The organism is Streptomyces sp. NPDC056161 (assembly GCF_042268025.1).
Lineage (GTDB): Bacteria > Actinomycetota > Actinomycetes > Streptomycetales > Streptomycetaceae > Streptomyces.
Genome location: NZ_JBHJUV010000029.1, coordinates 80,043 through 102,617 on the forward strand (window position 1 = coordinate 80,043; position 22,575 = coordinate 102,617).

Annotated in this window: 15 protein-coding genes and 1 tRNA gene; 10 read left to right on the top strand and 6 right to left on the bottom strand. The window is 67.4% G+C overall.

Annotated features, from left to right (window positions below):
* Positions 1 to 348: 348 nt before the first annotated feature.
* A complete protein-coding gene (gene polA, locus ACFC09_RS25895; RefSeq protein ID WP_376532492.1) occupies positions 349 to 3,075 on the bottom strand; it encodes a DNA polymerase I in 2,727 nt (908 codons plus the stop codon).
* A 435-nt stretch (positions 3,076 to 3,510) separates the two neighbouring features.
* Here polA and ACFC09_RS25900 point away from each other — a divergent pair, with 435 nt between their 5' ends.
* The 7 genes from ACFC09_RS25900 to ACFC09_RS25930 all read left to right on the top strand — a co-directional run bounded on the left by ACFC09_RS25900 (position 3,511) and on the right by ACFC09_RS25930 (position 12,992).
* Positions 3,511 to 5,790, top strand: coding sequence for an FdhF/YdeP family oxidoreductase (locus tag ACFC09_RS25900; RefSeq protein ID WP_376532494.1), 2,280 nt, complete (start codon positions 3,511 to 3,513; stop codon positions 5,788 to 5,790).
* A gap of 55 nt (positions 5,791 to 5,845) precedes the next feature.
* Positions 5,846 to 6,337 (top strand): PaaI family thioesterase, encoded by a 492-nt coding sequence (locus tag ACFC09_RS25905; RefSeq protein ID WP_376532496.1) that lies wholly within the window; start codon positions 5,846 to 5,848, stop codon positions 6,335 to 6,337.
* Positions 6,338 to 7,376: 1,039 nt separating this feature from the next.
* The gene (locus ACFC09_RS25910) at positions 7,377 to 8,609 is read left to right on the top strand and encodes a branched-chain amino acid ABC transporter substrate-binding protein (RefSeq protein ID WP_376532498.1); all 1,233 of its coding nucleotides are present in this window, start codon (positions 7,377 to 7,379) and stop codon (positions 8,607 to 8,609) included.
* Between the two features lie 105 nt (positions 8,610 to 8,714).
* Positions 8,715 to 9,644 carry a branched-chain amino acid ABC transporter permease gene (locus tag ACFC09_RS25915; RefSeq protein ID WP_376532500.1) on the top strand — a complete coding sequence of 310 codons (930 nt, stop codon included), beginning with the start codon at positions 8,715 to 8,717 and terminating at the stop codon, positions 9,642 to 9,644.
* A gap of 5 nt (positions 9,645 to 9,649) precedes the next feature.
* Positions 9,650 to 11,422 carry a branched-chain amino acid ABC transporter permease gene (locus ACFC09_RS25920; RefSeq protein WP_376532543.1) on the top strand — a complete coding sequence of 591 codons (1,773 nt, stop codon included), beginning with the start codon at positions 9,650 to 9,652 and terminating at the stop codon, positions 11,420 to 11,422.
* A gap of 8 nt (positions 11,423 to 11,430) precedes the next feature.
* Positions 11,431 to 12,279, top strand: coding sequence for an ABC transporter ATP-binding protein (locus tag ACFC09_RS25925; RefSeq protein WP_376532545.1), 849 nt, complete (start codon positions 11,431 to 11,433; stop codon positions 12,277 to 12,279).
* Positions 12,276 to 12,992: an ABC transporter ATP-binding protein gene (locus ACFC09_RS25930; protein WP_376532502.1), complete on the top strand. Its 717-nt coding sequence runs from the start codon at positions 12,276 to 12,278 to the stop codon at positions 12,990 to 12,992. The genes ACFC09_RS25925 and ACFC09_RS25930 overlap by 4 nt, the downstream gene beginning before the upstream one ends.
* A gap of 76 nt (positions 12,993 to 13,068) precedes the next feature.
* On the opposite strand, the gene ACFC09_RS25935 is transcribed toward ACFC09_RS25930, so the two are convergent.
* A complete protein-coding gene (locus tag ACFC09_RS25935; RefSeq protein WP_376532504.1) occupies positions 13,069 to 13,731 on the bottom strand; it encodes an ANTAR domain-containing response regulator in 663 nt (220 codons plus the stop codon).
* A gap of 101 nt (positions 13,732 to 13,832) precedes the next feature.
* Here ACFC09_RS25935 and ACFC09_RS25940 point away from each other — a divergent pair.
* Both ACFC09_RS25940 and ACFC09_RS25945 read left to right on the top strand, forming a co-directional pair.
* A tRNA-Leu gene (locus tag ACFC09_RS25940) sits at positions 13,833 to 13,905 on the top strand.
* Positions 13,906 to 14,008: 103 nt separating this feature from the next.
* On the top strand, positions 14,009 to 14,788 hold the full coding sequence (locus ACFC09_RS25945; RefSeq protein WP_376532506.1) for a helix-turn-helix domain-containing protein: 780 nt from the start codon (positions 14,009 to 14,011) through the stop codon (positions 14,786 to 14,788).
* Positions 14,789 to 14,803: 15 nt separating this feature from the next.
* Here ACFC09_RS25945 and pyk read toward each other — a convergent pair whose 3' ends face one another.
* Entirely contained in the window at positions 14,804 to 16,240 is a 1,437-nt protein-coding gene (pyk, locus tag ACFC09_RS25950; protein WP_376532508.1) for a pyruvate kinase, read from the bottom strand.
* A gap of 241 nt (positions 16,241 to 16,481) precedes the next feature.
* Complete coding sequence (locus ACFC09_RS25955; RefSeq protein ID WP_376532510.1) at positions 16,482 to 17,162, bottom strand: SIMPL domain-containing protein; 681 nt, start codon at positions 17,160 to 17,162, stop codon at positions 16,482 to 16,484.
* A gap of 149 nt (positions 17,163 to 17,311) precedes the next feature.
* Here ACFC09_RS25955 and ACFC09_RS25960 point away from each other — a divergent pair, with 149 nt between their 5' ends.
* Positions 17,312 to 19,147, top strand: coding sequence for a bifunctional metallophosphatase/5'-nucleotidase (locus ACFC09_RS25960; RefSeq protein WP_376532512.1), 1,836 nt, complete (start codon positions 17,312 to 17,314; stop codon positions 19,145 to 19,147).
* Between the two features lie 31 nt (positions 19,148 to 19,178).
* On the opposite strand, the gene ACFC09_RS25965 is transcribed toward ACFC09_RS25960, so the two are convergent.
* Both ACFC09_RS25965 and ACFC09_RS25970 read right to left on the bottom strand, forming a co-directional pair.
* A complete protein-coding gene (locus ACFC09_RS25965; protein ID WP_376532514.1) occupies positions 19,179 to 20,591 on the bottom strand; it encodes a lysine N(6)-hydroxylase/L-ornithine N(5)-oxygenase family protein in 1,413 nt (470 codons plus the stop codon).
* Positions 20,588 to 21,946: a pyridoxal phosphate-dependent decarboxylase family protein gene (locus ACFC09_RS25970; RefSeq protein ID WP_376532516.1), complete on the bottom strand. Its 1,359-nt coding sequence runs from the start codon at positions 21,944 to 21,946 to the stop codon at positions 20,588 to 20,590. The genes ACFC09_RS25965 and ACFC09_RS25970 overlap by 4 nt, the downstream gene beginning before the upstream one ends.
* Between the last annotated feature and the right edge of the window lie 629 nt (positions 21,947 to 22,575).

The following is a 22,575-nucleotide window of genomic DNA, read 5'->3' on the forward strand; positions in this document are numbered from 1 at the left end:
GAGGGTGGGGCGGGCTCGGCGCCGCCGGGATGCGCCATGGGGGCCGAGCACCGTTGCGGCGGGACAGGGGCGGGGCCGACTGTGCAGGTGAAGCGGGTTCGGCGCCGCCCGGATGCGCCGTGGGGGCTGAACGCCGTTGCGGTGAGACAGAGGCGGGGCCGTCTGTGCAGGTGGGGGCGGGCTCGGCGCCGCCCGGATACGCCATGGGGGCCGAGCACCGTTGCGGTGAGACAGAGGCGGGGCCGACTCTGCGATGCGGTGGCGTGTGGCAGGCCGTTGTTCGGAGTGGGGGCGTCGGGATGGGTACCGGCGGAGGGGGCGGGGCCGCCCCCTCCGGCGGCGGGGTGCTCAGTGGGCCGCTGATTCCCAGTCGGGGCCCACGCCGATCGAGACGTCCAGCGGGGCCCTCAGGTGGACGGCGGCGGCCATCTCCCGGCGGACGATCTCCTCCGTGGCCTCGCGCTCCCCGGGGGCGATCTCCAGGACGATTTCGTCGTGGACCTGGAGCAGCATGCGGGACGCGAGGCCCGCCGCACGCAGCGCCCGGTCGACATTGAGCATGGCGATCTTGACGATGTCGGCCGCCGTGCCCTGGATCGGCGCGTTCAGGGCCATGCGCTCCGCCATCTCACGGCGCTGCCGGTTGTCGCTGTTGAGATCCGGCAGGTAGCGGCGGCGGCCGAACAGGGTCTCCGTGTAGCCCGTCGCGCGCGCCTCGTCGACCACGCGGCGCAGATAGTCCCGCACACCGCCGAAACGCTCGAAGTACGTGTCCATCAGGGCACGGGCCTCGGCCGCGTCGATGTTCAGCTGCTGGGACAGGCCGAAGGCGGACAGCCCGTACGCCAGGCCGTACGACATCGCCTTGATCTTGCGGCGCATCTCCGCGTCCACCCCGGTCCGGTCGACCGAGAACACCTGCGAGGCGACCGTGCTGTGCAGGTCCTCACCCGAGGTGAACGCCTCGATCAGGCCCGCGTCCTCGGACAGATGGGCCATCACCCGCAGCTCGATCTGGCTGTAGTCGGCGGTCAGCAGGGATTCGAAACCCTCTCCGACGACGAAACCACGGCGGATCGCCCGGCCCTCGTCCGTACGGACCGGGATGTTCTGCAGGTTCGGCTCGGTCGAGGAGAGCCGGCCGGTGGCCGCGACGGTCTGGTTGAAGGTCGTGTGGATCCGCCCGTCGCCCGCGACCGTCTTGATCAGACCCTCGACGGTGACGCGCAGCTTCGCCTGCTCACGGTGGCGGAGCATGATCACCGGGAGTTCGTTCTCGGTCTGGGTGGCGAGCCAGGCCAGGGCGTCGGCGTCCGTGGTGTAGCCGGTCTTGGTCTTCTTGGTCCTGGGCAGCGCCAGCTCACCGAAGAGGACTTCCTGGAGCTGCTTGGGCGAGCCCAGGTTGAACTCGTGCCCGGCGGCCGCGTGGGCCTCCTTCACCGCCTGCTGCACGGCGCCCGCGAAGGTCTGCTCCATGGCCTCCAGGTGCGCGCGGTCGGCCGCGATGCCGTGCCGCTCCATGCGGGCCAGCAGCGCCGAGGTCGGCAGCTCGACGTCCCGCAGCAGGTCCGCCGCGCCGACCTCGCGCAGCCGGCCCTCGAAGACCTCGCCGAGGTCGAGGACCACCCGGGCCTGGATCATGAGCGCCTCGGCCTCGGCGCCGTCGTCCGCGCCGAAGGCGAGCTGCCCGTCGGCCGCGGCAGCGGGGGCCAGCTCACGGCCCAGGTACTCCAGGGACAGCGCGTCCAGGTCGAAGGAGCGGCGGCCCGGCTTGACCAGGTACGCGGCGAGTGCCGTGTCCATGCTGACGCCGCCGATGCTCCAGCCGTGCTCCGCGAAGACCCGCATGGCGCCCTTCGCGTTGTGCAGGACCTTGGTCCGGCCGGCGTCCGCCAGCCACGCCGCGAACGCCTTCTCGTCGGCCTCGTCCAGCTCGGCCGGGTCGAACCAGGCGGCGGTCCCGTCGGCCGCGGCGAGCGCCACCTCGGCGACCGAGCCGGCACCGAGGGCCCAGCTGTCGACCGTGGACACACCCAGGGGGCGGCCGCCGTGCTCGGCGAGCCAGGGAGCCAGCTCACCGGTGCCGAGCACGGTGCCGTCCAGCTGAACGCCGTCGGCCGCGACCACCGTCGCCTCGGCCTCCTCGGCACCCGGGTCGACGGCGAACAACCGCTCACGCAGGGACGGGTTGCGGATCTCCAGGGTGTCCAGGATCAACGAGACGCCCTTGCGGTCGTACGGCGCGCGCTCCAGGCCGGCCACGGTCCCCGGCAACTCCACCTGACGCTCCAGTTCGGTGAGCCGGCGGTTGAGCTTGACCGCCTCCAGGTGGTCGCGGAAGTTCTGCCCGGCCTTGCCCTTGACCTCGTCGGCGCGCTCCACCAGCTCCGCGAAGGAACCGAACTGGTTGATCCACTTGGCGGCCGTCTTCTCACCGACACCCGGGATGCCCGGAAGGTTGTCGGACGGGTCGCCGCGCAGCGCCGCGAAGTCGGGGTACTGGGCAGGCGTCAACCCGTACTTCTCGACGACCTTCTCCGGGGTGAAACGGGTCAGCTCCGACACGCCCTTGGTCGGGTACAGCACCGTCGTGTGCTCGGTGACCAACTGGAAGGAGTCACGGTCACCGGTGACGATCAGCACCTCGAAGCCCGCGGCCTCGGCCTGGGTGGCGAGCGTGGCGATGATGTCATCCGCCTCGTACCCCTCGACGGCGAAGCGCGGGGCGTGCATCGCGTCGAGCAGTTCACCGATCAGCTCGACCTGGCCCTTGAACTCGTCGGGGGTCTTGGAACGGTTCGCCTTGTACTCCGTGAACTCCTGGGAACGCCAGGTCTTGCGGGAGACGTCGAAGGCCACCGCGAAGTGCGTGGGCGCCTCGTCGCGGAGCGTGTTGGCCAGCATCGACGCAAAACCGTAGATCGCGTTCGTCGGCTGGCCCGCCGCGGTCGTGAAGTTCTCCGCGGGCAGCGCGAAGAACGCGCGATAGGCCAGCGAGTGCCCGTCCATGAGCATGAGCCGGGGACGGCCGCCGCCGGAGGTCTTGTCGGTCTTCTTCGATGCTGTCTCTGCCACGAACCCGATCCTGCCACGCCGCACTGACAGCCGGGCCCGGCCCCGGGCCCCGGCACCGGCCGGGCAGCGGTGCCGCCCGGCGGGAAACGACCGCGCCGGCCGACCGGAAGCAACAGCGGGAGCGCCGGTGGGAGCGCCGGTGGCAGGCCAGGCCCCCGCTGCGTGCGCGCCGACCGCAGCCGCTGCCCACGGACCACCCCGAAGACCGGCCACCCGACCACACGCTCACCCGACCACACGCTCACGCGACCACGCGACCACCCAGCCGCCCACCGCCCGACCGCCCGCCGTGCCACACGGCCGGCCGGCCACGCGGCCACCCGGCTCCCGGCCACCCGGCCTCCCACCGCCCGATCGCCCGGCCGCAAGGACTGTCACCCCCGCATGCGAGGATCGAGTGCACAGCACACGGATGCAGGGCGAAGGGAGCGCGCGATGGCGACGAAGCCGCCGCAGACCGATCCGGTTCAGGACGCGCCGCAGGTCGACGGACCCAAGCACGCGGCCGCGGGACTCCCGGCCATCCGCCACACACTGCGCATCGCCCAGCAGCAGATGGGCGTGAAGCGCACCGCACTGACCCTGCTCCGGGTCAACCAGAAGGACGGCTTCGACTGCCCGGGCTGCGCCTGGCCGGAACCGGACCACCGGCACACGGCGGAGTTCTGCGAGAACGGCGCGAAAGCGGTCGCCGAGGAGGCCACCCTGCGCCGGGTCACCCCGGAGTTCTTCGCCGCGCACCCGGTGACCGACCTGGCCGACCGCAGCGGCTACTGGCTGGGACAGCAGGGGCGACTCACCCACCCCATGTACCTGCCGGAGGACGGCGAGCACTACGAGCCGGTCTCCTGGGAACGCGCCTTCGACATCATCGCCGACGAGATCAGCGCCCTGTCCTCCCCCGACGAGGCCGTCTTCTACACCTCGGGCCGCACCAGCAACGAGGCCGCCTTCCTCTACCAGCTCTTCGCCCGCGAACTGGGCACGAACAACCTGCCCGACTGCTCGAACATGTGCCACGAGTCGTCCGGGTCCGCCCTGACCGAGACCATCGGCATCGGCAAGGGCAGCGTCCTGCTGGAAGACCTCTACAAAGCCGACCTGATCATCGTCGCCGGACAGAACCCGGGCACCAACCACCCGCGCATGCTCTCCGCCCTGGAAAAGGCCAAGGCCAACGGCGCGAAGATCATCAGCGTCAACCCGCTGCCCGAAGCCGGCCTGGAACGGTTCAAGAACCCCCAGACCGCCCAGGGCATGCTCAAGGGCGCCGCGCTGACCGACCTGTTCCTACAGATCCGCATCGGCGGCGACCAGGCCCTGTTCCGGCTCCTCAACAAACTGATCCTGGAAGCCGAGGGTGCCGTCGACGAGACGTTCGTCCGCGAGCACACCCATGGCTTCGAGGAGTTCGCCGCGGCCGCCCGCGCCGCCGACTGGGACGAGACACTGACGGCCACGGGCCTCACGCGCGCGGAGATCGACCAGGCCCTGGCGATGGTGCTCGCCTCCGAACGCACCATCGTCTGCTGGGCCATGGGCCTCACCCAGCACAAGCACTCCGTGCCGACCATCCGCGAGGTGGTCAACCTCCTGCTGCTGCGCGGCAGCATCGGGCGGCCGGGCGCGGGCGTCTGCCCGGTACGCGGACACTCGAACGTGCAGGGCGACCGCACGATGGGCATCTTCGAGCGGCCCGCCCCGGCCTTCCTGGACGCCCTGGAGAAGGAATTCGGGTTCGCCCCGCCCCGCCGACACGGCTACGACGTCGTACGCGCCATCCGCGCCCTGCGCGACGGCGACGCGAAGGTCTTCTTCGCCATGGGCGGCAACTTCGTCTCCGCCACTCCCGACACCCGGGTGACCGAGGCCGCCGTGCGGCGCGCGCGGCTGACCGTGCACGTGTCGACGAAACTCAACCGCTCGCACGTGGTCACCGGCGCGCGGGCGCTGATCCTGCCCACCCTGGGCCGCACCGAGCGGGACACGCAGGGCTCCGGCGAGCAGTTCGTGACCGTCGAGGACTCCATGGGCATGGTGCACGCCTCCCGGGGCCGGCTGGAACCGGCCGGGCCGCACCTGCTGTCCGAACCGGCGATCGTGTGCCGGCTGGCACGCCGGGTGCTCGGCCCGGACAGCGCGGCCCCGTGGGAGGAGTTCGAGAAGGACTACGCGACGATCCGGGACCGCATCGAGCGGGTCGTCCCCGGTTTCGAGGACTTCAACGCGCGCGTGGCCCGGCCCGGCGGCTTCGCACTGCCGCACGCCCCACGCGACGAGCGCCGCTTCCCGACTGCCACCGGGAAGGCGAACTTCACGGCCGCGCCCGTCGAGTACCCGAAGCTCCCGCAGGGCCGGCTGCTGTTGCAGACGCTCCGCTCGCACGACCAGTACAACACCACCATCTACGGCCTCGACGACCGCTACCGCGGCATCAGGAACGGACGCCGGGTGGTGCTGGTCAACCCCGAGGACGCACGGGAACTGCGCCTGGCCGACGGATCGTACGTCGACCTGGTGAGCGAGTGGCAGGACGGCGTCGAGCGGCGGGCCCCCGGATTCCGGGTGGTGCACTACCCGACGGCGCGCGGCTGCGCGGCGGCCTACTACCCCGAGACCAATGTCCTGGTGCCGCTCGACGCCACCGCGGACACCAGCAACACCCCGGCCAGCAAGTCCGTCGTGGTGCGTCTGGAACAATCGGCGACCGACTGAGCGTTTGCTCAGCCGAGTCCCAGTGAGCTGACCACGACGAACGGAGCCTGTTCCGATGGGCGAGCAGCCGGATCCGAAGTTCCCGCAGGAGATCATCGACGAGTACGCCACGCTCGGCATCGACCTGCACGCCCTGTTCTCCGCCGGCCACCTCGGGTCGCGGATGGGCGTGCGGATCACCGAGGCGTCGGCGGAACGCGTCGTCGGGACCATGCCGGTGGAGGGAAACACCCAGCCCTACGGGCTGCTGCACGGAGGCGCGTCCGCCGTGCTCGCGGAGACCCTCGGCTCCGTCGGCTCGATGCTGCACGGCGGCAGCTCGAAGATCGCCGTGGGCGTCGACCTGAACTGCACACACCACCGGGGAGTTCGCTCAGGGCTGGTCACCGGAGTGGCGACACCCGTGCACCGGGGGCGGAGCACCGCGACGTACGACATCGCGATCAGCGACGAGGCCGGACGGCGGGTCTGCAGCGCCCGGCTGACCTGCCTGCTGCGCGACGTCGACGCGGACGACGCGGCCCGGGCCCGCCCCGCCCAGCACTGACACCCGTCCACGCCCCACCCCGGCCGCCCACCCGCCCTACCGTCCACCGCCCCCTTCCTCCCCCGCCGCGTCCGCCCCGGCTTCGACCTCCGGGGCGGCGAGGAGATCCCCGGGCGGTGCGCCCGCACCCCGGCCGACCGCACCCCGGCCGAGCCGACCGCACCCGGACGGCCGGAACGACGCTGCCGCACGCCGACCACCAGGCCGACGGCCCACAGCAGGCGCCCCACCCCAAGCGGCCCACCGCATGTCAACCGACCACTGCCGCCCATGAACTGGCCGAACGCGACAACCGCTCGCCTTAACCCGCTGCCCTTGCCAGCGAGTTGACGGAGCGTGAACTTCCACCCCACGGCAGCCGAAAGCGGGCGCCGAGAACACGGGCACGGAACCGCGGCGGCAGCGAGCGCCCCACCCCCACGGCGCGAGACGCGACCCGCCCACCACCGACGCACCGGTACCCCGCCCGTACCGGCCTCCGCCGGAGCCGTCAAGCCATCTGCCGGACTTTCACCGGCAGCACCACCCCCACCCCCCTTTCCGGACAAAAACCGACTCTCCCCGCAAGATCCTGACAGTCATGCATGTGACGGAATACGGAAACATTCCGAAAACGCCCGATCAGCTTTCCCGGAAGTAACTCTGCGTAATACGGGCGCAATGCGGGCACTCAATTTCCCCCAGGAGTCACGATACGCACAACACCCCACAGAAACCCTTCCAGCCACCCAGAACAAGCACACCATGTAATCACCAAAAAGCCCGAGACACCTGAACCGATCACGGGCTGGTCCTGCAGGTTCTCGCTATACGGACGGGGCGAATCAGCCTGAATTCATGCGTTCCCCCCACCGAGTACCGCTCTGCATTACCTCGTGTCATAACAAGAGCGTCACAGCATTGGCCATACCCTCTCCCCATTCCACACACCCGGCCTAGAGTCACGCCCAGTCACCGCGCCGTCAGATCGCTTATTGGCCCAGCGCGCGACACCGACCGTTTCCAGGGGGATGCGGTCGTGACAGGGAAAGGACTGATCGTGCGTCAACGTTCGCTCATCGCCATCACCGCCGCGCTGGCGGCGGGAGCACTCACACTCACCGCCTGCGGCTCGCGCGACAGCGGCGACAACGGCTCGGACTCCAACAGCGGCGGCACCACCGTTGTGATCGGCGTCGACGCCCCGCTGACCGGCCAGAACTCCGCCACCGGCCTCGGCCTCCAGTACGGCGCCCAGATCGCCGCCGACGACGCCAACAAGAACAAGACCGTCCCCGGCGTCACCTTCAAGGTCAAGGCCCTCGACGACAAGGCACTGCCCGCCACCGGCCAGCAGAACGCCACCCAACTCGTCGCGGACGACACCGTCCTCGGCGTCGTCGGCCCCCTCAACTCCGGTGTCGCGACCCAGATGCAGCAGGTCTTCGCCACCGCCAACCTGGTCGAGATCTCCCCGGCCAACACCGCCCCCGAACTCACCCAGGGCAAGAACTGGCAGACCAAGAAGGTCCGCCCCTACAAGACCTACTTCCGCACCGCCACCACCGACGAACTCCAGGGCGGATTCGCCGCGGACTACGCCTACAACGGCCTCAAGAAGAAGAAGGCCTTCGTCGTCGACGACAAGCAGACCTACGGCGCCGGCCTCTCCAAGATCTTCAAGGAACAGTTCGCCAAGCAGGGCGGCAAGGTCATCGGCACCGACCACGTCAACGTCGGCGACCGCGACTTCTCCACCCTCGTCACCAAGATCAAGAACTCCGGCGCCGACATCCTCTACTACGGCGGCCAGTACGACGAGTCCCAGATCCTCACCAAGCAACTCAAGGACGCCGGCGCCAACATCCCGCTCTTCGGCGGCGACGGAATGTTCACCCCCACCTACATCAAAACCGCAGGCCAAGCCGCCGAAGGCGACCTCGTCACCTCCATCGGCGTCCCCGTCGACACCCTCCCCGCCGCCAAAACCTTCGTCGACACCTACAAAGCCAAGAAGTACCCCGGCGACTACGGCACCTACGGCACCTACTCCTACGACGCCGCCACCGCCATCATCAAAGCCGTCGGCCAGGTCGTGAAGGACGGCAAGATCCCCTCCGACGCCCGCGCCCAGATCGTCGACGCCGTCCAGAAATCCAGCTTCGACGGCCTCTCCGGAAAAATCTCCTTCGACGAATACGGCGACACCACCAACAAGCAACTGACCGTCTACCAGGTCACCAACGGCGAGTGGAAGTCCGTCAAGAGCGGCACCTTCGAACCCAAGAACTGACCTGAACACCACACCGCACCACCCCGGGCCGCGCGGCACAGACCACCGTCACCGCGCGGCCCCCCTGTCTACCCACAAACACTCCCACCACATGGAGGCCATGCGGTGAACACCCTGCCGCAGCAGCTGGCCAACGGGCTGTTCCTCGGCTCGATGTACGGCCTGATCGCCATCGGCTACACGATGGTGTACGGCATCGTCCAGCTCATCAACTTCGCCCACGGCGAGATCTTCATGACCGGAGGCTTCGGCGCACTCACGGTCTACCTCGCCCTCCCGGACGGCATATCCATGTGGATTGCCCTACCCGCAATGCTCATCGGCGGCGCACTCATCGCCGTCCTCATCGCCGTCGGCGCCGAACGCTTCGCCTACCGACCCCTACGCGGCGCACCACGCCTCGCCCCCCTCATCACCGCCATCGGCCTCTCACTCGCCCTCCAACAACTCGTCTTCAACCTCTACCCCGACGCCAAAACCGCCCGAGTCTTCCCCCAACTCCCCTTCGGGCCCTACCACATCGGCTCCATGACCATCCAAAGCGGCGACATCTTCCTCATCATCGCCGCCCCCCTCTGCATGGCCATCCTCGCCTTCTTCGTCCGCCTCTCCCGCACCGGCCGCGCCATGCAAGCCACCGCCCAAGACCCCGACACCGCCCAACTCATGGGCATCGACACCAACCGCATCATCGTCGTCGCCTTCGCCATCGGCGGCCTCTTCGCAGCCGTCGCCGGCGTCTCCTACGGCCTCAAATACGGCTCCGTCGCCTACGACATGGGCTTCATCGCCGGCCTCAAAGCCTTCACCGCCGCCGTCCTCGGCGGCATCGGCAACATCTACGGCGCCATGCTCGGCGGCCTCGTCCTCGGCCTCGCCGAAGCCATGGCCACCGCCTACATCGCCAACATCCCCGGCATGCAACAACTAGGCGGACAAGGCTGGGCCGCCGTATGGGCCTTCGTCCTCCTCATCCTCGTCCTCCTGTTCAGACCACAAGGCCTACTCGGCGAACGCGTCACGGACAGGGCGTGACCACCATGACCCACAACACCACACACACCACCACCCGCGGCCCCATCCCCCTCCCCCGGACCGCCACCCACCTCCTCATCACCATCGGCGCCCTCGGCACCATCGCCAGCACCTTCCTCAGCTGGACCTGGACCTCCCAATTCCCCGGCGACCTCACCGTCTACGGCTACCCAGCCGGACTCCAGATCATCGCCCTCACCGCCGGCGCCCTCACCCTCCTCCACTCCCTCACCCTCTACAACACCCCAGGACTCCACTGGCTCAACCCCGGCAAAAACACCACCCCCATCCTCCTCACCGCCCTCTCCGCCTTCACCGTCTGCTGGTTCACCGCCATCGCCATCGCAGTCGACCTCGGCGGCCTCGTCAACCTCGAACCCGGCGCCTACACCGCCCTCATCACCTCCACCCTCCCCGTCATCGGCGCCCTCGCCCTCCCCCACCCCAACCCCGGAACCGGCATCCGCGGCTACCTCACCAAACCCGACCAACCCCACCCCAAAACCACCAACCCCATCACCGAACGCGCCATCATCACCGCCGCCACCGCACTCGCCCTCACCGTCTTCACCTACGGCATCGGCATCGACAACGACGCCAGCGAAACCTTCATCGGCTACCTCCTCGCCGTCGTCTTCGCCGCCTGGGGACTCGTCCACGCCGGACTCCTCGACCGCTACGCCACCATCTCCGCCCACCACAAAGGCTTCGCAGCAACCCTCGCCTTCATCGCCGCAGCCATCTTCCCCTTCACCCAGAACGACGACCACAACGCCAACATCGGCGTCAACATCCTCATCTTCGCCACCGTCGCCCTCGGCCTGAACATCGTCGTCGGCCTCACCGGCCTCCTCGACCTCGGCTACGTCGCCTTCCTCGGCGTCGGCGCCTACGCAGCCGCCCTCGTCTCCGGCTCCGAATACTCCCGATTCTCCGGCGTCCACTTCCCCTTCTGGGCCGCCGCCCTCACCGGCATGGCCGCCTCCCTCGTCTTCGGCGTCCTCATCGGAGCACCCACCCTCCGCCTCCGCGGCGACTACCTCGCCATCGTCACCCTCGGCTTCGGAGAAATCTTCCGCATCGCCGTCAACAACCTCGACGGAGACTCCGGACCCGACATCACCCGCGGCCCCAACGGCATCACCCAGATCCCCGACCTCAACATCTTCGGATTCAACCTCGGCCAACCCCACGACCTCGGCGGATTCACCCTCGGCCGATTCGCCAACTACCTCTTCCTCATGCTCGTCGTCACGGCCATCGTCGTCATCGTCTTCACCCGCGCCGCCGACTCCCGCATCGGCCGCTCCTGGATCGCCATCCGCGAAGACGAAACCGCCGCCACCGCCATGGGCATCAACGGATTCCGCGTCAAACTCATCGCCTTCGCCCTCGGCGCCTCCCTCGCAGGACTCGCCGGCACCGTCATGGCCCACGTCAACTACAGCGTCAACCCACAGCCCTACCAATTCGCCGGCGCCGCCCCGCCCAACTCCGCCTTCCTCCTCGCCGCCGTCGTCCTCGGCGGCATGGGCACCGTCAGCGGCCCACTCCTCGGCGCCAGCGTCCTCTACCTCGTCCCCGAAAAACTCCAATTCCTCCAGAACTACGAACTCCTCGCCTTCGGCATCGCCCTCATCCTCCTCATGCGATTCCGCCCCGAAGGCATCATCGCCAACCGCCGCCGCCAACTGGAATTCCACGAGACCGGCCAACTCGACGTACCAGCACAAACCACACTCGCCGACGAACCGGCCGTCAACAAGGCGGGGGCATGACCACCACCATGACCACACCAGTACTCCAAGCCCGCGACGTCACCATGCGCTTCGGCGGCCTCACCGCCGTACGCTCCGTCGACTTCACCGTCAACAGCGGCGAAATCGTCGGCCTCATCGGCCCCAACGGCGCCGGCAAAACCACCTTCTTCAACTGCCTCACCGGCCTCTACATCCCCACCGAAGGCACCGTCACCTACAAAGGAACCACCCTCCCACCCAAACCACACCTCGTCACCCAAGCAGGCATCGCCCGCACCTTCCAAAACATCCGCCTCTTCGCCAACATGACCGTCCTCGAAAACGTCCTCGTAGGACGCCACACACGCACCAAAGAAGGACTCTGGTCAGCACTCCTACGCGGCCCCGGCTTCAAAAAAGCCGAAAAAGCAAGCGAAGAACGCGCCACCGAACTCCTCGAATTCATCGGCCTCGCCCACAAAAAAGACCACCTCGCCCGCAACCTCCCCTACGGCGAACAACGCAAACTCGAAATCGCACGAGCACTCGCCTCCGAACCCGGACTCCTCCTCCTCGACGAACCCACCGCGGGCATGAACCCCCAAGAAACCCGCACCACCGAAGAACTCGTCTTCGCCATCCGCGACCAAGGCATCGCCGTCCTCGTCATCGAGCACGACATGCGCTTCATCTTCAACCTCTGCGACCGCGTAGCCGTCCTCGTACAAGGCGAAAAACTCATCGAAGGCACCTCCGACATCGTCCAGGCAGACGAACGCGTCATCGCCGCCTACCTCGGCGAACCCTTCGAAGGCGACCCCGGACAAGCCGACACAGCGGACAACAACACCGCCGCGGACAGCACCACCGGCACCACCAAGGGAGAAGCCCAGTGACCGCACTACTAGAGGTCAAAGACCTCAGGGTCGCCTACGGCAAAATCGAAGCCGTCAAAGGCATCTCCTTCACCGTCGAAGCCGGCCAAGTCGTCACCCTCATCGGCACCAACGGCGCCGGAAAAACAACCACCCTACGCACCCTCTCCGGACTCCTCAAACCCACCTCCGGAACCATCCACTTCGACGGCCACCCTCTCACCGGCGTCCCCGCCCACAGAATCGTCGCACTCGGCCTCGCCCACTCCCCCGAAGGCCGACACATCTTCCCCCGCCTCACCATCACCGAAAACCTCCAACTCGGCGCCTTCCTCCGCAAAGACAAAGAAGGCATCGAAAAAGACATCCAACGCGCCTACGACCTCTTCCCCATCCTCGGCGAACGCCGCAAACAACCCGCAGGCACCCTCTCAGGCGGCGAACAACAAATGCTCGCCATGGGCCGCGCACTCATGTCCCAACCCAAACTCCTCATGCTCGACGAACCCTCCATGGGCCTCTCACCGATCATGATGCAAAAAATCATGGCCACCATCGCCGAACTCAAAACCCAAGGCACCACCATCCTGCTCGTCGAACAAAACGCACAAGCAGCACTCTCCCTCGCCGACCAGGGCCACGTCATGGAAGTCGGCACCATCGCCCTCTCCGGCACCGGCCAAAACCTCCTCCACGACGAATCAGTACGCAAGGCATACCTCGGCGAAGACTAAAAACACCACACCACCACAAAAAACAAGGCCCGCGCCCCCAAACCCAGGGCGCGGGCCTCGCCACAACCAGCCGAGATCAACCCCGACCCGGCTTCGACTTCTTCTCCGCACTGTCCGCGATAACAGCCTCAGCAACCTGCTGCATCGACATACGCCGATCCATCGACGTCTTCTGAATCCACCGAAAAGCAGCCGGCTCCGACAACCCGTACTCCGTCTGAAGAATCGACTTCGCCCGATCCACCAGCTTCCGCGTCTCCAACCGCTGAGTAAGATCCGCGATCTCCCGCTCCAACTGCCGCAACTCAGTGAACCGCGACACCGCCATCTCGATCGCCGGCACCACATCACTCTTGCTGAACGGCTTCACCAGATACGCCATCGCACCCGCATCACGAGCACGCTCCACCAGATCCCGCTGCGAGAAAGCAGTCAGCATCAACACCGGAGCGATCGACTCCTCGGCGATCTTCTCCGCCGCCGAGATGCCATCCAGCTTCGGCATCTTCACATCCAGGATCACCAGATCAGGCCGGTGCTCACGAGCCAGCTCCACGGCCTGCTCCCCGTCACCGGCCTCACCGACGACGCTGTACCCCTCCTCCTCCAGCATCTCTTTCAGATCGAGCCGGATCAGGGCCTCGTCCTCGGCGATGACGACACGGGTCGTCAGCGGAGGCACGTGCGACTTGTCGTCGTCGGGCACGTCTACGGGCTGGGGCGACTCGGGGGCGGTCACGTGGGCTCCTCGTTCGGGGCAGGGTACTGCTGACAAGAGCCTACCTAGCTGCGGTAAGGTAGGGGCACGGCGGGTGACCGCCAGCCTTCGTTTTGCAGGAAGCCCCGGTAGCCCAGCGGTAGAGGCCCGGTGCTCAAACCACCGCCAGCGTGGGTTCGAATCCCACCCGGGGCACTTTCCTTCGATTCCAAGGTCACATTATAAGCGGATGTTCACGTTCTCGTGAACATCCGTTTTTTGTTGCGTGTCGCCACGATCAGGACCCCAGAGTGGCTTCATGGAACAGCACAGCCCTTCGATTCGGGCGCAGGCGGTCGCTCTCCTTCGCCAGGGGATCCCGAACCGTACAGTCGCCGAGCAGCTCAACATCCCCCGTGGCACCATCGGCTGGTGGCGGAGCGAGGATCGGCGGGCACGCGGTGAAAAATACGTGAGGCCGACCGACTGCCCCCGCTGCACGGCTCGTGACTTCGACGAGGCTGCCTACGCCTACCTGCTGGGCCTCTACCTCGGCGACGGCCACATCATCTCGAAGCGCAAGCAGCATCACCTGTCCATCTTCTGCAATGCGACGCAGACAGGGCTGATCTCAGCCGCTGAACAGGCGATGCACCGGGTGATGCCGCTACCCAGCGTCAGTCGGCGCCACACACAAGGCTGTGTTGAGGTGAAGTCCTACACAGAGCACTGGGTCTGCATGTTCCCCCAGCACGGCCCCGGCAAGAAGCACGAGCGCCCGATCACACTCGAACCCTGGCAGCAGGAGGTCGTGGACACCCACCCCTGGGCGTTCATCCGCGGTCTCATCCATTCGGACGGCTGCCGTATCACCAACTGGACCACCCGCATGGTGAGCGGTGAGCGCAAGCGCTACGAATACCCGCGATACTTCTTCACCAACAAATCGGACGACATCCGGAAACTCTTCGCCGACACTCTCGACGCGGTCGGGGTCGAGTGGACCACGCTCGCTCGTGGCAGTGACCCGTTCAACATCTCCGTCGCCCGCAGGGCCTCCGTGGCGTTGATGGACGTCCATGTCGGGCCCAAGTACTGAGCGTGCCGGCGGCTGCTATCGCGGGCTGTCGTCCTCGCCGATGTGGTGGACGCGGACCATGTTCGTGGTGCCGGGGACTCCGGGCGGGGAGCCCGCGGTGATCACTACGACGTCGCCCGGTTGGCAGCGGCCGTATGCGAGGAGCAGTTCGTCCACCTGGTCGACCATGGCGTCGGTGGAGTCCACGTGGGGGACGAGGAAGGTTTCCGTGCCCCAGGTGAGGCTGAGCTGGGAGCGGGTGGCGGGGTCGGGGGTGAAGGCGAGGAGGGGGATCGGGGAGCGGTAGCGGGAGAGTCGGCGGGCGGTGTCTCCGGATTGGGTGAAGGCGACGAGGTGGGTGGCGCCGAGGAAGTCGCCCATTTCTGCGGCGGCGCGGGCGATGGCGCCGCCTTGGGTGCGGGGTTTGTTCTGGTCGGTGAGTGGGGGGAGGCCTTTGGCGAGGAGGTCTTCTTCGGCGGCTTCGACGATGCGGGCCATGGTGCGGACGGTTTGGGTGGTGTGTTTGCCGACGCTGGTTTCGCCGGAGAGCATGACGGCGTCGGTGCCGTCGATGATGGCGTTGGCGACGTCGCTGGCTTCGGCGCGGGTGGGGCGGGAGTTCTCGATCATGGAGTCGAGCATTTGGGTGGCGACGATGACTGGTTTGGCGTTGCGTTTGGCGAGTTTGATGGCGCGTTTTTGGACGAGTGGTACTTGTTCGAGGGGCATTTCGACGCCGAGGTCGCCGCGGGCGACCATGATGGCGTCGAAGGCGGCGACGATGTCGTCGATGTTGTCGACGGCTTGGGGTTTTTCGATTTTGGCGATGACGGGGAGGTGGCGGCCTTCTTCGTGCATGATGCGGTGGACGTCTTCGATGTCTTTGCCGCTGCGGACGAAGGAGAGGGCGATGGCGTCGAAGCCGGTGCGGAGGGCCCAGCGGAGGTCGGCTTCGTCTTTGTCGGAGAGTGCGGGGACGGAGACGGCGACGCCGGGGAGGTTGATGCCTTTGTGGTCGGAGATCATGCCGCCTTCGACCACGGTGGTGTGGACTCGGGGGCCGTCTACTTGGGTGACCTGGAGGGTGACTTTGCCGTCGTCGATGAGGATGCGTTCACCGGGGGTGACGTCGGTGGGGAGGCCGGTGTGGGTGGTTCCGCACTGGTGGCGGTCGCCTTTGGCGTCGGGTTCGACGGTGATGGTGAAGGTGTCTCCGCGTTCGAGGAGTACGGGTCCTTCGATGAAGTGGCCGAGGCGGATCTTCGGGCCTTGAAGGTCGGCGAGGAGGCCGATGTTGCGGCCGGTTTCGTCGGCGGCCTTTCGTACGTGGTGGTATCGCTGCTCGTGTTCGGCGTGGTCGCCGTGGCTGAGGTTGAGGCGGGCGACGTCCATTCCGGCTTCGACCAGGGCTTTGATCTGGTCGTATGTGTCGGTGGCGGGGCCCAGTGTACAGACGATCTTTGCTCGGCGCATGCATCGAGCGTAGGGCTTACCGGTGGGTAGGGAATTGGTCGGACGTGTCTGCTCAACAACCTTTGGGTAAAGGTCTATTGACAAGTGTTGAATTGTGCGAGTGGGTGCTCTGATGAGCATTTGAGGGTGTCCGGGTGGGCGGTGGGTCGGTCACCGAGGGCCGTTGGGGTGGTGCGGACAGTTACTGACTGTCACCTTTCAGGGGGGTTGTTTCAGGGGGTTGTGTGGTGCTCGGGGTGGGTCAGAGCTGTGGGGGTGCCATGGTGAAGCGGGCGTCGATCTGTGCGTGGACGTGTTGGCGCTGGGGTTCGAGGTCGAGTGGTGGGGGTGGGGTGTCCGGTGCCGCGGTCGCGAAGGCGATGGTGCGGGTGCGGAGGCCGGAGCGGGGGTGGGGTTCGGTGTTCCCGGTGCCGGTGTCGGCGAGGTCGATGAGTGCGGTGAGTGTGGTGCCGAGTGCTTCGGCGTATTCGCGGGCTCGTTGGACGGCTTCGTGTACTGCCTGTTGGCGGGCTTGTCGGTGTACTGGGGAGTTGGGGCGCAGGGACCACCAGGGGCCGTCGATGTGGGTGAGTTCCAAGTCGGCGAGGCGGGTGGTGAGTTCGCCGAGTGCGGGGAAGTCGGAGAGTTCGGCGGTGATGTGGACGGTGCCGTGGTAGGTGCGTACGCGTTCGCCGCGGCTGTGGGGGGAGAGTTCGGGGGTGATGGTGAGGTGGCCGGTTTCGAGGTGTTCGACGGTGTCGCCGTAGCTCTTGATGAGGTCGAGGGTGGTGGTGTTGCGGTGGGTGAGGTCGTCGAGGGTGGAACGTCGGTCGCGTCCGCGGCTGGTGACGGTGATGGAGATGCGGGCGATCTCGGGGTCGGCTTCGAGGTGTGCTTCGCCGCGGACGGTGAGGTGGGGCTGTTCGGGCGAGGGGTTGGTCATACGTCCCACTCTGGCATGTCTTCGGTGGGGTGGGATGTCGGTTTTCGTCGATGAGGTCATCAGATCGCAACCTTCTGGACCTGTTGTGGTGGGCTGTGCCGGGCCACAATCTACGCGCGTCGTTGACCGTTTCTGGAGGAGATCACAAGATGCCGCTGAACCGTCGGAAGTTCCTGAAGAGGTCCGCAGTGACCGGGGCCGGGGTGGCGATCGGCGGTGCGGCGGCTGCGCCGGCGCAGGCGTCGGGGCAGGTGCCGGCCCGGCCGTCGGGTGAGGAGGCGCGGGGTGGGTCCGGTCGGCCGTCGAAGCGTTACGCGCTGACCGTCATGGGCACCACTGATCTGCACGGGCATGTCTTCAACTGGGATTACTTCAAGGATGCGGAGTACTCCGACGCGGCGGGCAACGCGATGGGGCTGGCTCGTATCTCCACGCTGGTGGAGGAGGTGCGCAGGGAGAGGGGCCGGGAGAACACGCTGCTGCTGGATGCGGGTGACACGATTCAGGGCACTCCGCTGACGTACTACTACGCGAAGGTCGATCCGATCACGGCCAAGGGTGGGCCGGTGCATCCGATGGCGCGGGCGATGAACGCGATCGGTTATGACGCGGCGGCGTTGGGCAATCATGAGTTCAACTACGGCATCGAGACGTTGCGCAAGTTCGAGGGTCAGTTGCGTTTTCCGTTGCTGGGTGCGAATGCCGTGGATGCGAAGACGCTGCGGCCGGCTTTTCCGCCGTATTTCATGAAGAAGTTCGCGGTGAAGGGGGCTCCGCCGGTGACGGTGGCTGTTCTGGGGCTGACGAATCCGGGGATTGCGGTGTGGGACAAGGCGTTGGTGGAGGGGAAGCTGAAGTTCCCGGGTCTGGAGGAGCAGGCCGCGGTGTGGGTGCCGAAGTTGCGGTCGATGGGTGCGGATGTGGTGGTGGTTTCGGCGCATTCGGGTACGGATGGGTCGTCGTCGTACGGTGATCAGTTGCCGTATGTGGAGAACGCGGCGGTCAATGTGGCCAAGCGGGTGCCGGGTGTCGATGCGATTCTGGTGGGGCATGCGCATCGGGAGATCGCGGAGTTGAAGGTCGTCAATGAGGAGTCGGGGCGGACGGTGGTGTTGTCGGAGCCGTTGTGTTATGCGGAGCGGCTGACTCTGTTCGATGTCGAGTTGGTGTTCGCGAAGGGTCGGTGGTCGGTGGAGTCGGTGTCGGCTTCGCTGCGGAATGCGAATGCGGTTGCCGATGATCCGAGGATCACCAGGTTGCTGAGGGATGAGCATGCGAAGGTCGTGGAGTATGTCAATCAGGTGGTCGGTAGGGCGACGCAGACGCTGACCACGGTTGATGCGCGGTACAAGGATGCGCCGATCATCGATCTGATCACGAAGGTGCAGGAGGATGTGGTCAGGGCGGCGCTGGTGGGTACGGAGTTCGCTTCGCTGCCGGTGCTGGCGCAGGCGTCGCCGTTCTCCCGTACGTCTGAGATCCCGGCCGGTGAGGTGACGATCCGGGATCTGTCGGGTCTGTATGTGTATGACAACACGCTGGTGGCGAAGGTGCTGACGGGTGCTCAGGTGCGGGCGTATCTGGAGTTTTCGGCGGAGTACTACGTGCAGACGGCTGCGGATGTGGTGGTCGATGTGGACAAGTTGACCAATGCGGGGGGTCGGCCGGACTACAACTACGACTATGTGTCGGGGTTGCGGTATGACATCGACATCGCTCAGCCGGCCGGTTCGCGGATCAAGAACCTGTCGTTCGGTGGTGCCGCGCTGGATGACGCGCAGCGTTTCGTTCTCGCGGTGAACAATTATCGGGCGAATGGTGGTGGGGCGTTCCCGTTCGTCGCGTCGGCTCAGGAGGTGTGGTCGGAGTCGACGGAGATCCGGACGCGGATCGCGGAGTGGGTGACGGCGAAGGGTGTGCTGGACCCGAATGACTTCGCTTCGGTGGACTGGAGGCTGACCCGGGCGGGTGTGCCGGTGTTCTAGTCGTTCGGGTCCTGGCGGCTGGGTGGGTCGGTCAGGTCCGGTCGTCGATGAGTGGGGTGAGGATTTTTGCCTGCCGGGCGGTCGGCACGGGTCGGGGTGGTTCGAGGCCGAAGGTGGTGAAGGCCGTCCGGGTGGGCAGTTGGTAGGTGTCTTTGCGGGTCAGTGAGTTGAGGATGGTGGCGCTGCGCCAGGCGGCGAGGCCGAGGTCGGGTGCGCCGACGCCGTGGGTGTGGCGTTCTGCGTTCTGGACGTATGCCGTGCCGGTGACGGAGGGGTCGAGTACGAGGCGGTATGCCTCGTCGATGCGGGGGCGGCCGGCGCTGTCGCGGCGGATGTAGGGGTCGAGTCCGGCGAGGATGTGGTCGAGTGGGCGTTCGCGGTAGCCGGTGGCGAGGACGACGGCGTCGGTGGTGAGTCGGGAGCGGGTGTTTTGTTGGGTGTGTTCCAGGTGGAGTTCGATTTGGGTGGTGGCGACGCGGCCGGCGGTGCGGACGCGGACTCCGGGGGTGAGGACGGCGTCGGGCCAGTCGCCGTGGAGGGTGCGGCGGTAGAGCTCGTCGTGGATGGCGGCGATGGTGTCGGTGTCGATGCCTTTGTGGAGTTGCCATTGGGTGGCGACGAGTCGGTCGCGGACGGGTTCGGGTAGGTGGTGGAAGTAGCGGGTGTAGTCGGGGGTGAAGTGTTCGAGGCCGAGTTTGCTGTATTCCATGGGGGCGAAGGCTTCGGTGCGGCCGAGCCAGTGGAGTCTTTCGTGGCCGGTGGGGCGGTGGCGGAGCAGGTCGAGGAAGATTTCGGCGCCTGATTGTCCGGAGCCGACGACGGTGACGTGTCCTTTGGTGAGGAGGGCGTCGCGGTGGTGGAGGTAGTCGGCGGCGTGCAGGACGGGGATGCCGGGTGTGTCGGCGAGGGGTTTGAGTGGGTCGGGTACGTGGGGGGCGGTGCCGACGGCGAGGACGATGTTCTTGGTGTGGGTGCGGCCGAGGGATTCGGCTTGGCCGTCGGTGTCGAGCCGGGTGTAGTCGACTTCGAAGGTGTCGCGGGTGGGGTTCCAGCGGATGGTGTCGACGTGGTGGGAGAAGTGGAGTCCGGGGAGGTTGTCGGCGACCCAGCGGCAGTAGGCGTCGTATTCGGTGCGGTGGGAGTGGAAGCGTTCGGCGAAGTAGAAGGGGAAGAGTCGGTCCCGGTTTCTGAGGTAGTTGAGGAAGCTCCAGTGGCTGGTGGGGTCGGCGAGGGTGACGAGGTCGGCGAGGAAGGGGACTTGGATGGTGGCGCCGTCGATGAGGAGTCCGGGGTGCCAGTCGAAGTGGGGGCGTTGTTCGTAGAAGACGGTGTCGAGTTCGGGTAGTGGGTGGGCGAGGGCGGCGAGGGAGAGGTTGAAGGGGCCGATGCCGATGCCGACGAGGTCGCGTGGGGTGTCGGTCGTGTCGTGCGGGGGGCTGTTCATGCGGGGGGGGTTCCTTCCACGAGGGTGAGGAGGTGGGTGAGTTCGTGGGGTTGGGTGTGGGGGTTGAGGAGGGTGGCTTTGAGCCAGAGGCGGCCGTCGAGGTGGGCTCGGCCGAGGATGGCGCGGCCGTGGTGCAGGAGGTGGCGTCGTATGTGGGCGACGGTGGTGTCGGTGGCGTGGGTGGGGCGGAAGAGGACGGTGCTGATGGTGGGTGGGGCGTGGAGTTCGAAGCGGGGGTGGTTTTGGACGAGGGCGGCGAGTGTGTGGGCGTGGGCGCAGACCTGGTCGATCATGGTGGCGAGTTCGGTGCGGCCGAGGGTTTTGAGGGTGACGGCGATTTTGAGGATGTCGGGTCGTCGGGTGGTGCGCAGGGAGCGGCCGAGGAGGTCGGGGAGGCCGGCTTCGGTGTCGTCGTCGGCGTTGAGGTAGTCGGTGTGGTGGTGGAGTGCGGTGAGGTCGTGGGGGTGGGCGAGGGCGAGGAGGCCGGCGGCGGCTGGTTGCCAGCCGAGTTTGTGCAGGTCGAGGGTGACGGTGTGGGCGGTTTCGAGGCCGGTGAGTTTTTCGCGGTGGCGTTCGCTGAGGATGAGGGGGCCGCCGTAGGCGGCGTCGATGTGCAGGCGGGCGCCGTGGGTGGCGCAGAGTTCGGCGATGTCGGGGAGCGGGTCGATGAGGCCGGCGTCGGTGGTGCCTGCGGTGGCGGCGACCAGGAGGGGGTGGGGGTGGTGGGTGAGGGCGTTGTGGAGGGTGGTGGGGTCGAGGGTGCCGGTGGGGGTGGGGAGGATGAGGGGGTCGGGCAGGCCGAGGAGCCAGGCGGCGCGGGGCAGTGAGTGGTGGGCGTTGGTGCCGCAGATGAGTCGTACGTCGTTGCCTTGGGTTTCGCGGGCGAGGAGTACGGCGAGTTGGTTGGATTCGGTGCCGCCGGTGGTGATGAGGGCGTCGGCGAGGCCGATTTCGTGGGCGAGTTCGCGGCTGACGATGGTTTCCAGGGCGGAGGCGGCGGGGGCTTGGTCCCAGGAGTCCAGGGAGGGGTTGAGGGCGCTTGCGGCGAGGTCGGCGGCGGTGGCGACGGTGAGGGGTGGGCAGTGCAGGTGGGCTGCGCACAGTGGGTGGGCGGGGTCGGTGGAGTTTTCGGCGAGGGCGTGTACGAGGGTGCGCAGGGCGTCGGGGTCGCCTTTGTCGGGGAGTAGGTCGCCGACGGCGGCGGTGATTCGGGCGGTGACGGCGGCGGGTCCGCCGGCGGGGAGTGGTCCGCCGCGTGCGTGTCCGCCGTCGCGGAGGGCGTCGAGCACGGTGTTCAGCAGGGGGCGTAGGGCGTGGGGGGCGTCGGGTGACGAGGCGAAGGGGGGCGTGGTCATGCGCGCGCTCCTCCGGGGTGGGGGGAAGGGGGAAGATCGGTGGGGGCGGTTCCAGCTTGTACGTGATGGGGTCGACGCGCCCGGGATGGACGATGATCGGACCCGAAAGTGGGTACTTGCGTACGGGGAAAACGTGTTGGGTACCGGGGTGGTGGGGTGTGGTGTGGGGTGGTGGGTTGACGCGTTGTCGGCGGGTGTGGTGGGTGCTCGGGCCGGGGTGGCCGGGGTGGCCGGGGTTCGGGGATGGCCGGAGGCCAGGGGGCGGCCGAGGATCCGGGGGTGGGGTGGCCGGGGTCGGGGTGCGGCCAAGGTCTGGGGAAGGCCAGGACTTGGGGTGGGGGTGGCCGGGGGCTTGGGGAGCTGTCGGAGCCCGGGGAGCGGCCGGGTTCGGGGCCTTGGCGGCCAGGCCGGGGTGCGGCGGCCGAGCGCGGGGAACGGTGGAAGCTGGGGAAACCGCGAGGGCCTGCGGCTGAGGAGGCTGGGGCCTGGGAGGTGGCGAGAGCCCGTGGTCGCGGCGGGCCTGGCCCGGGAATTGGCCGAGGCCCGGGAAACGCGTGAGAGCCCGTGGTCGCGGCGGGCCCAGGCCGGGGGAAACCTTCGGAGTCCGGGGAAGCGGGCGCGGGGATGAG

Coding starts and splice junctions, on each gene's coding strand:
- ACFC09_RS25920 (WP_376532543.1), top strand. CDS start 9,650: ATGACCCACAACACCACACACACCACCACCCGCGGCCCCATCCCCCTC.
- ACFC09_RS25955 (WP_376532510.1), bottom strand. CDS start 17,162: ATGACCAACCCCTCGCCCGAACAGCCCCACCTCACCGTCCGCGGCGAA.
- ACFC09_RS25960 (WP_376532512.1), top strand. CDS start 17,312: ATGCCGCTGAACCGTCGGAAGTTCCTGAAGAGGTCCGCAGTGACCGGG.
- ACFC09_RS25900 (WP_376532494.1), top strand. CDS start 3,511: ATGGCGACGAAGCCGCCGCAGACCGATCCGGTTCAGGACGCGCCGCAG.
- ACFC09_RS25965 (WP_376532514.1), bottom strand. CDS start 20,591: ATGAACAGCCCCCCGCACGACACGACCGACACCCCACGCGACCTCGTC.
- ACFC09_RS25905 (WP_376532496.1), top strand. CDS start 5,846: ATGGGCGAGCAGCCGGATCCGAAGTTCCCGCAGGAGATCATCGACGAG.
- ACFC09_RS25970 (WP_376532516.1), bottom strand. CDS start 21,946: ATGACCACGCCCCCCTTCGCCTCGTCACCCGACGCCCCCCACGCCCTA.
- pyk (WP_376532508.1), bottom strand. CDS start 16,240: ATGCGCCGAGCAAAGATCGTCTGTACACTGGGCCCCGCCACCGACACA.
- ACFC09_RS25945 (WP_376532506.1), top strand. CDS start 14,009: ATGGAACAGCACAGCCCTTCGATTCGGGCGCAGGCGGTCGCTCTCCTT.
- ACFC09_RS25925 (WP_376532545.1), top strand. CDS start 11,431: ATGACCACACCAGTACTCCAAGCCCGCGACGTCACCATGCGCTTCGGC.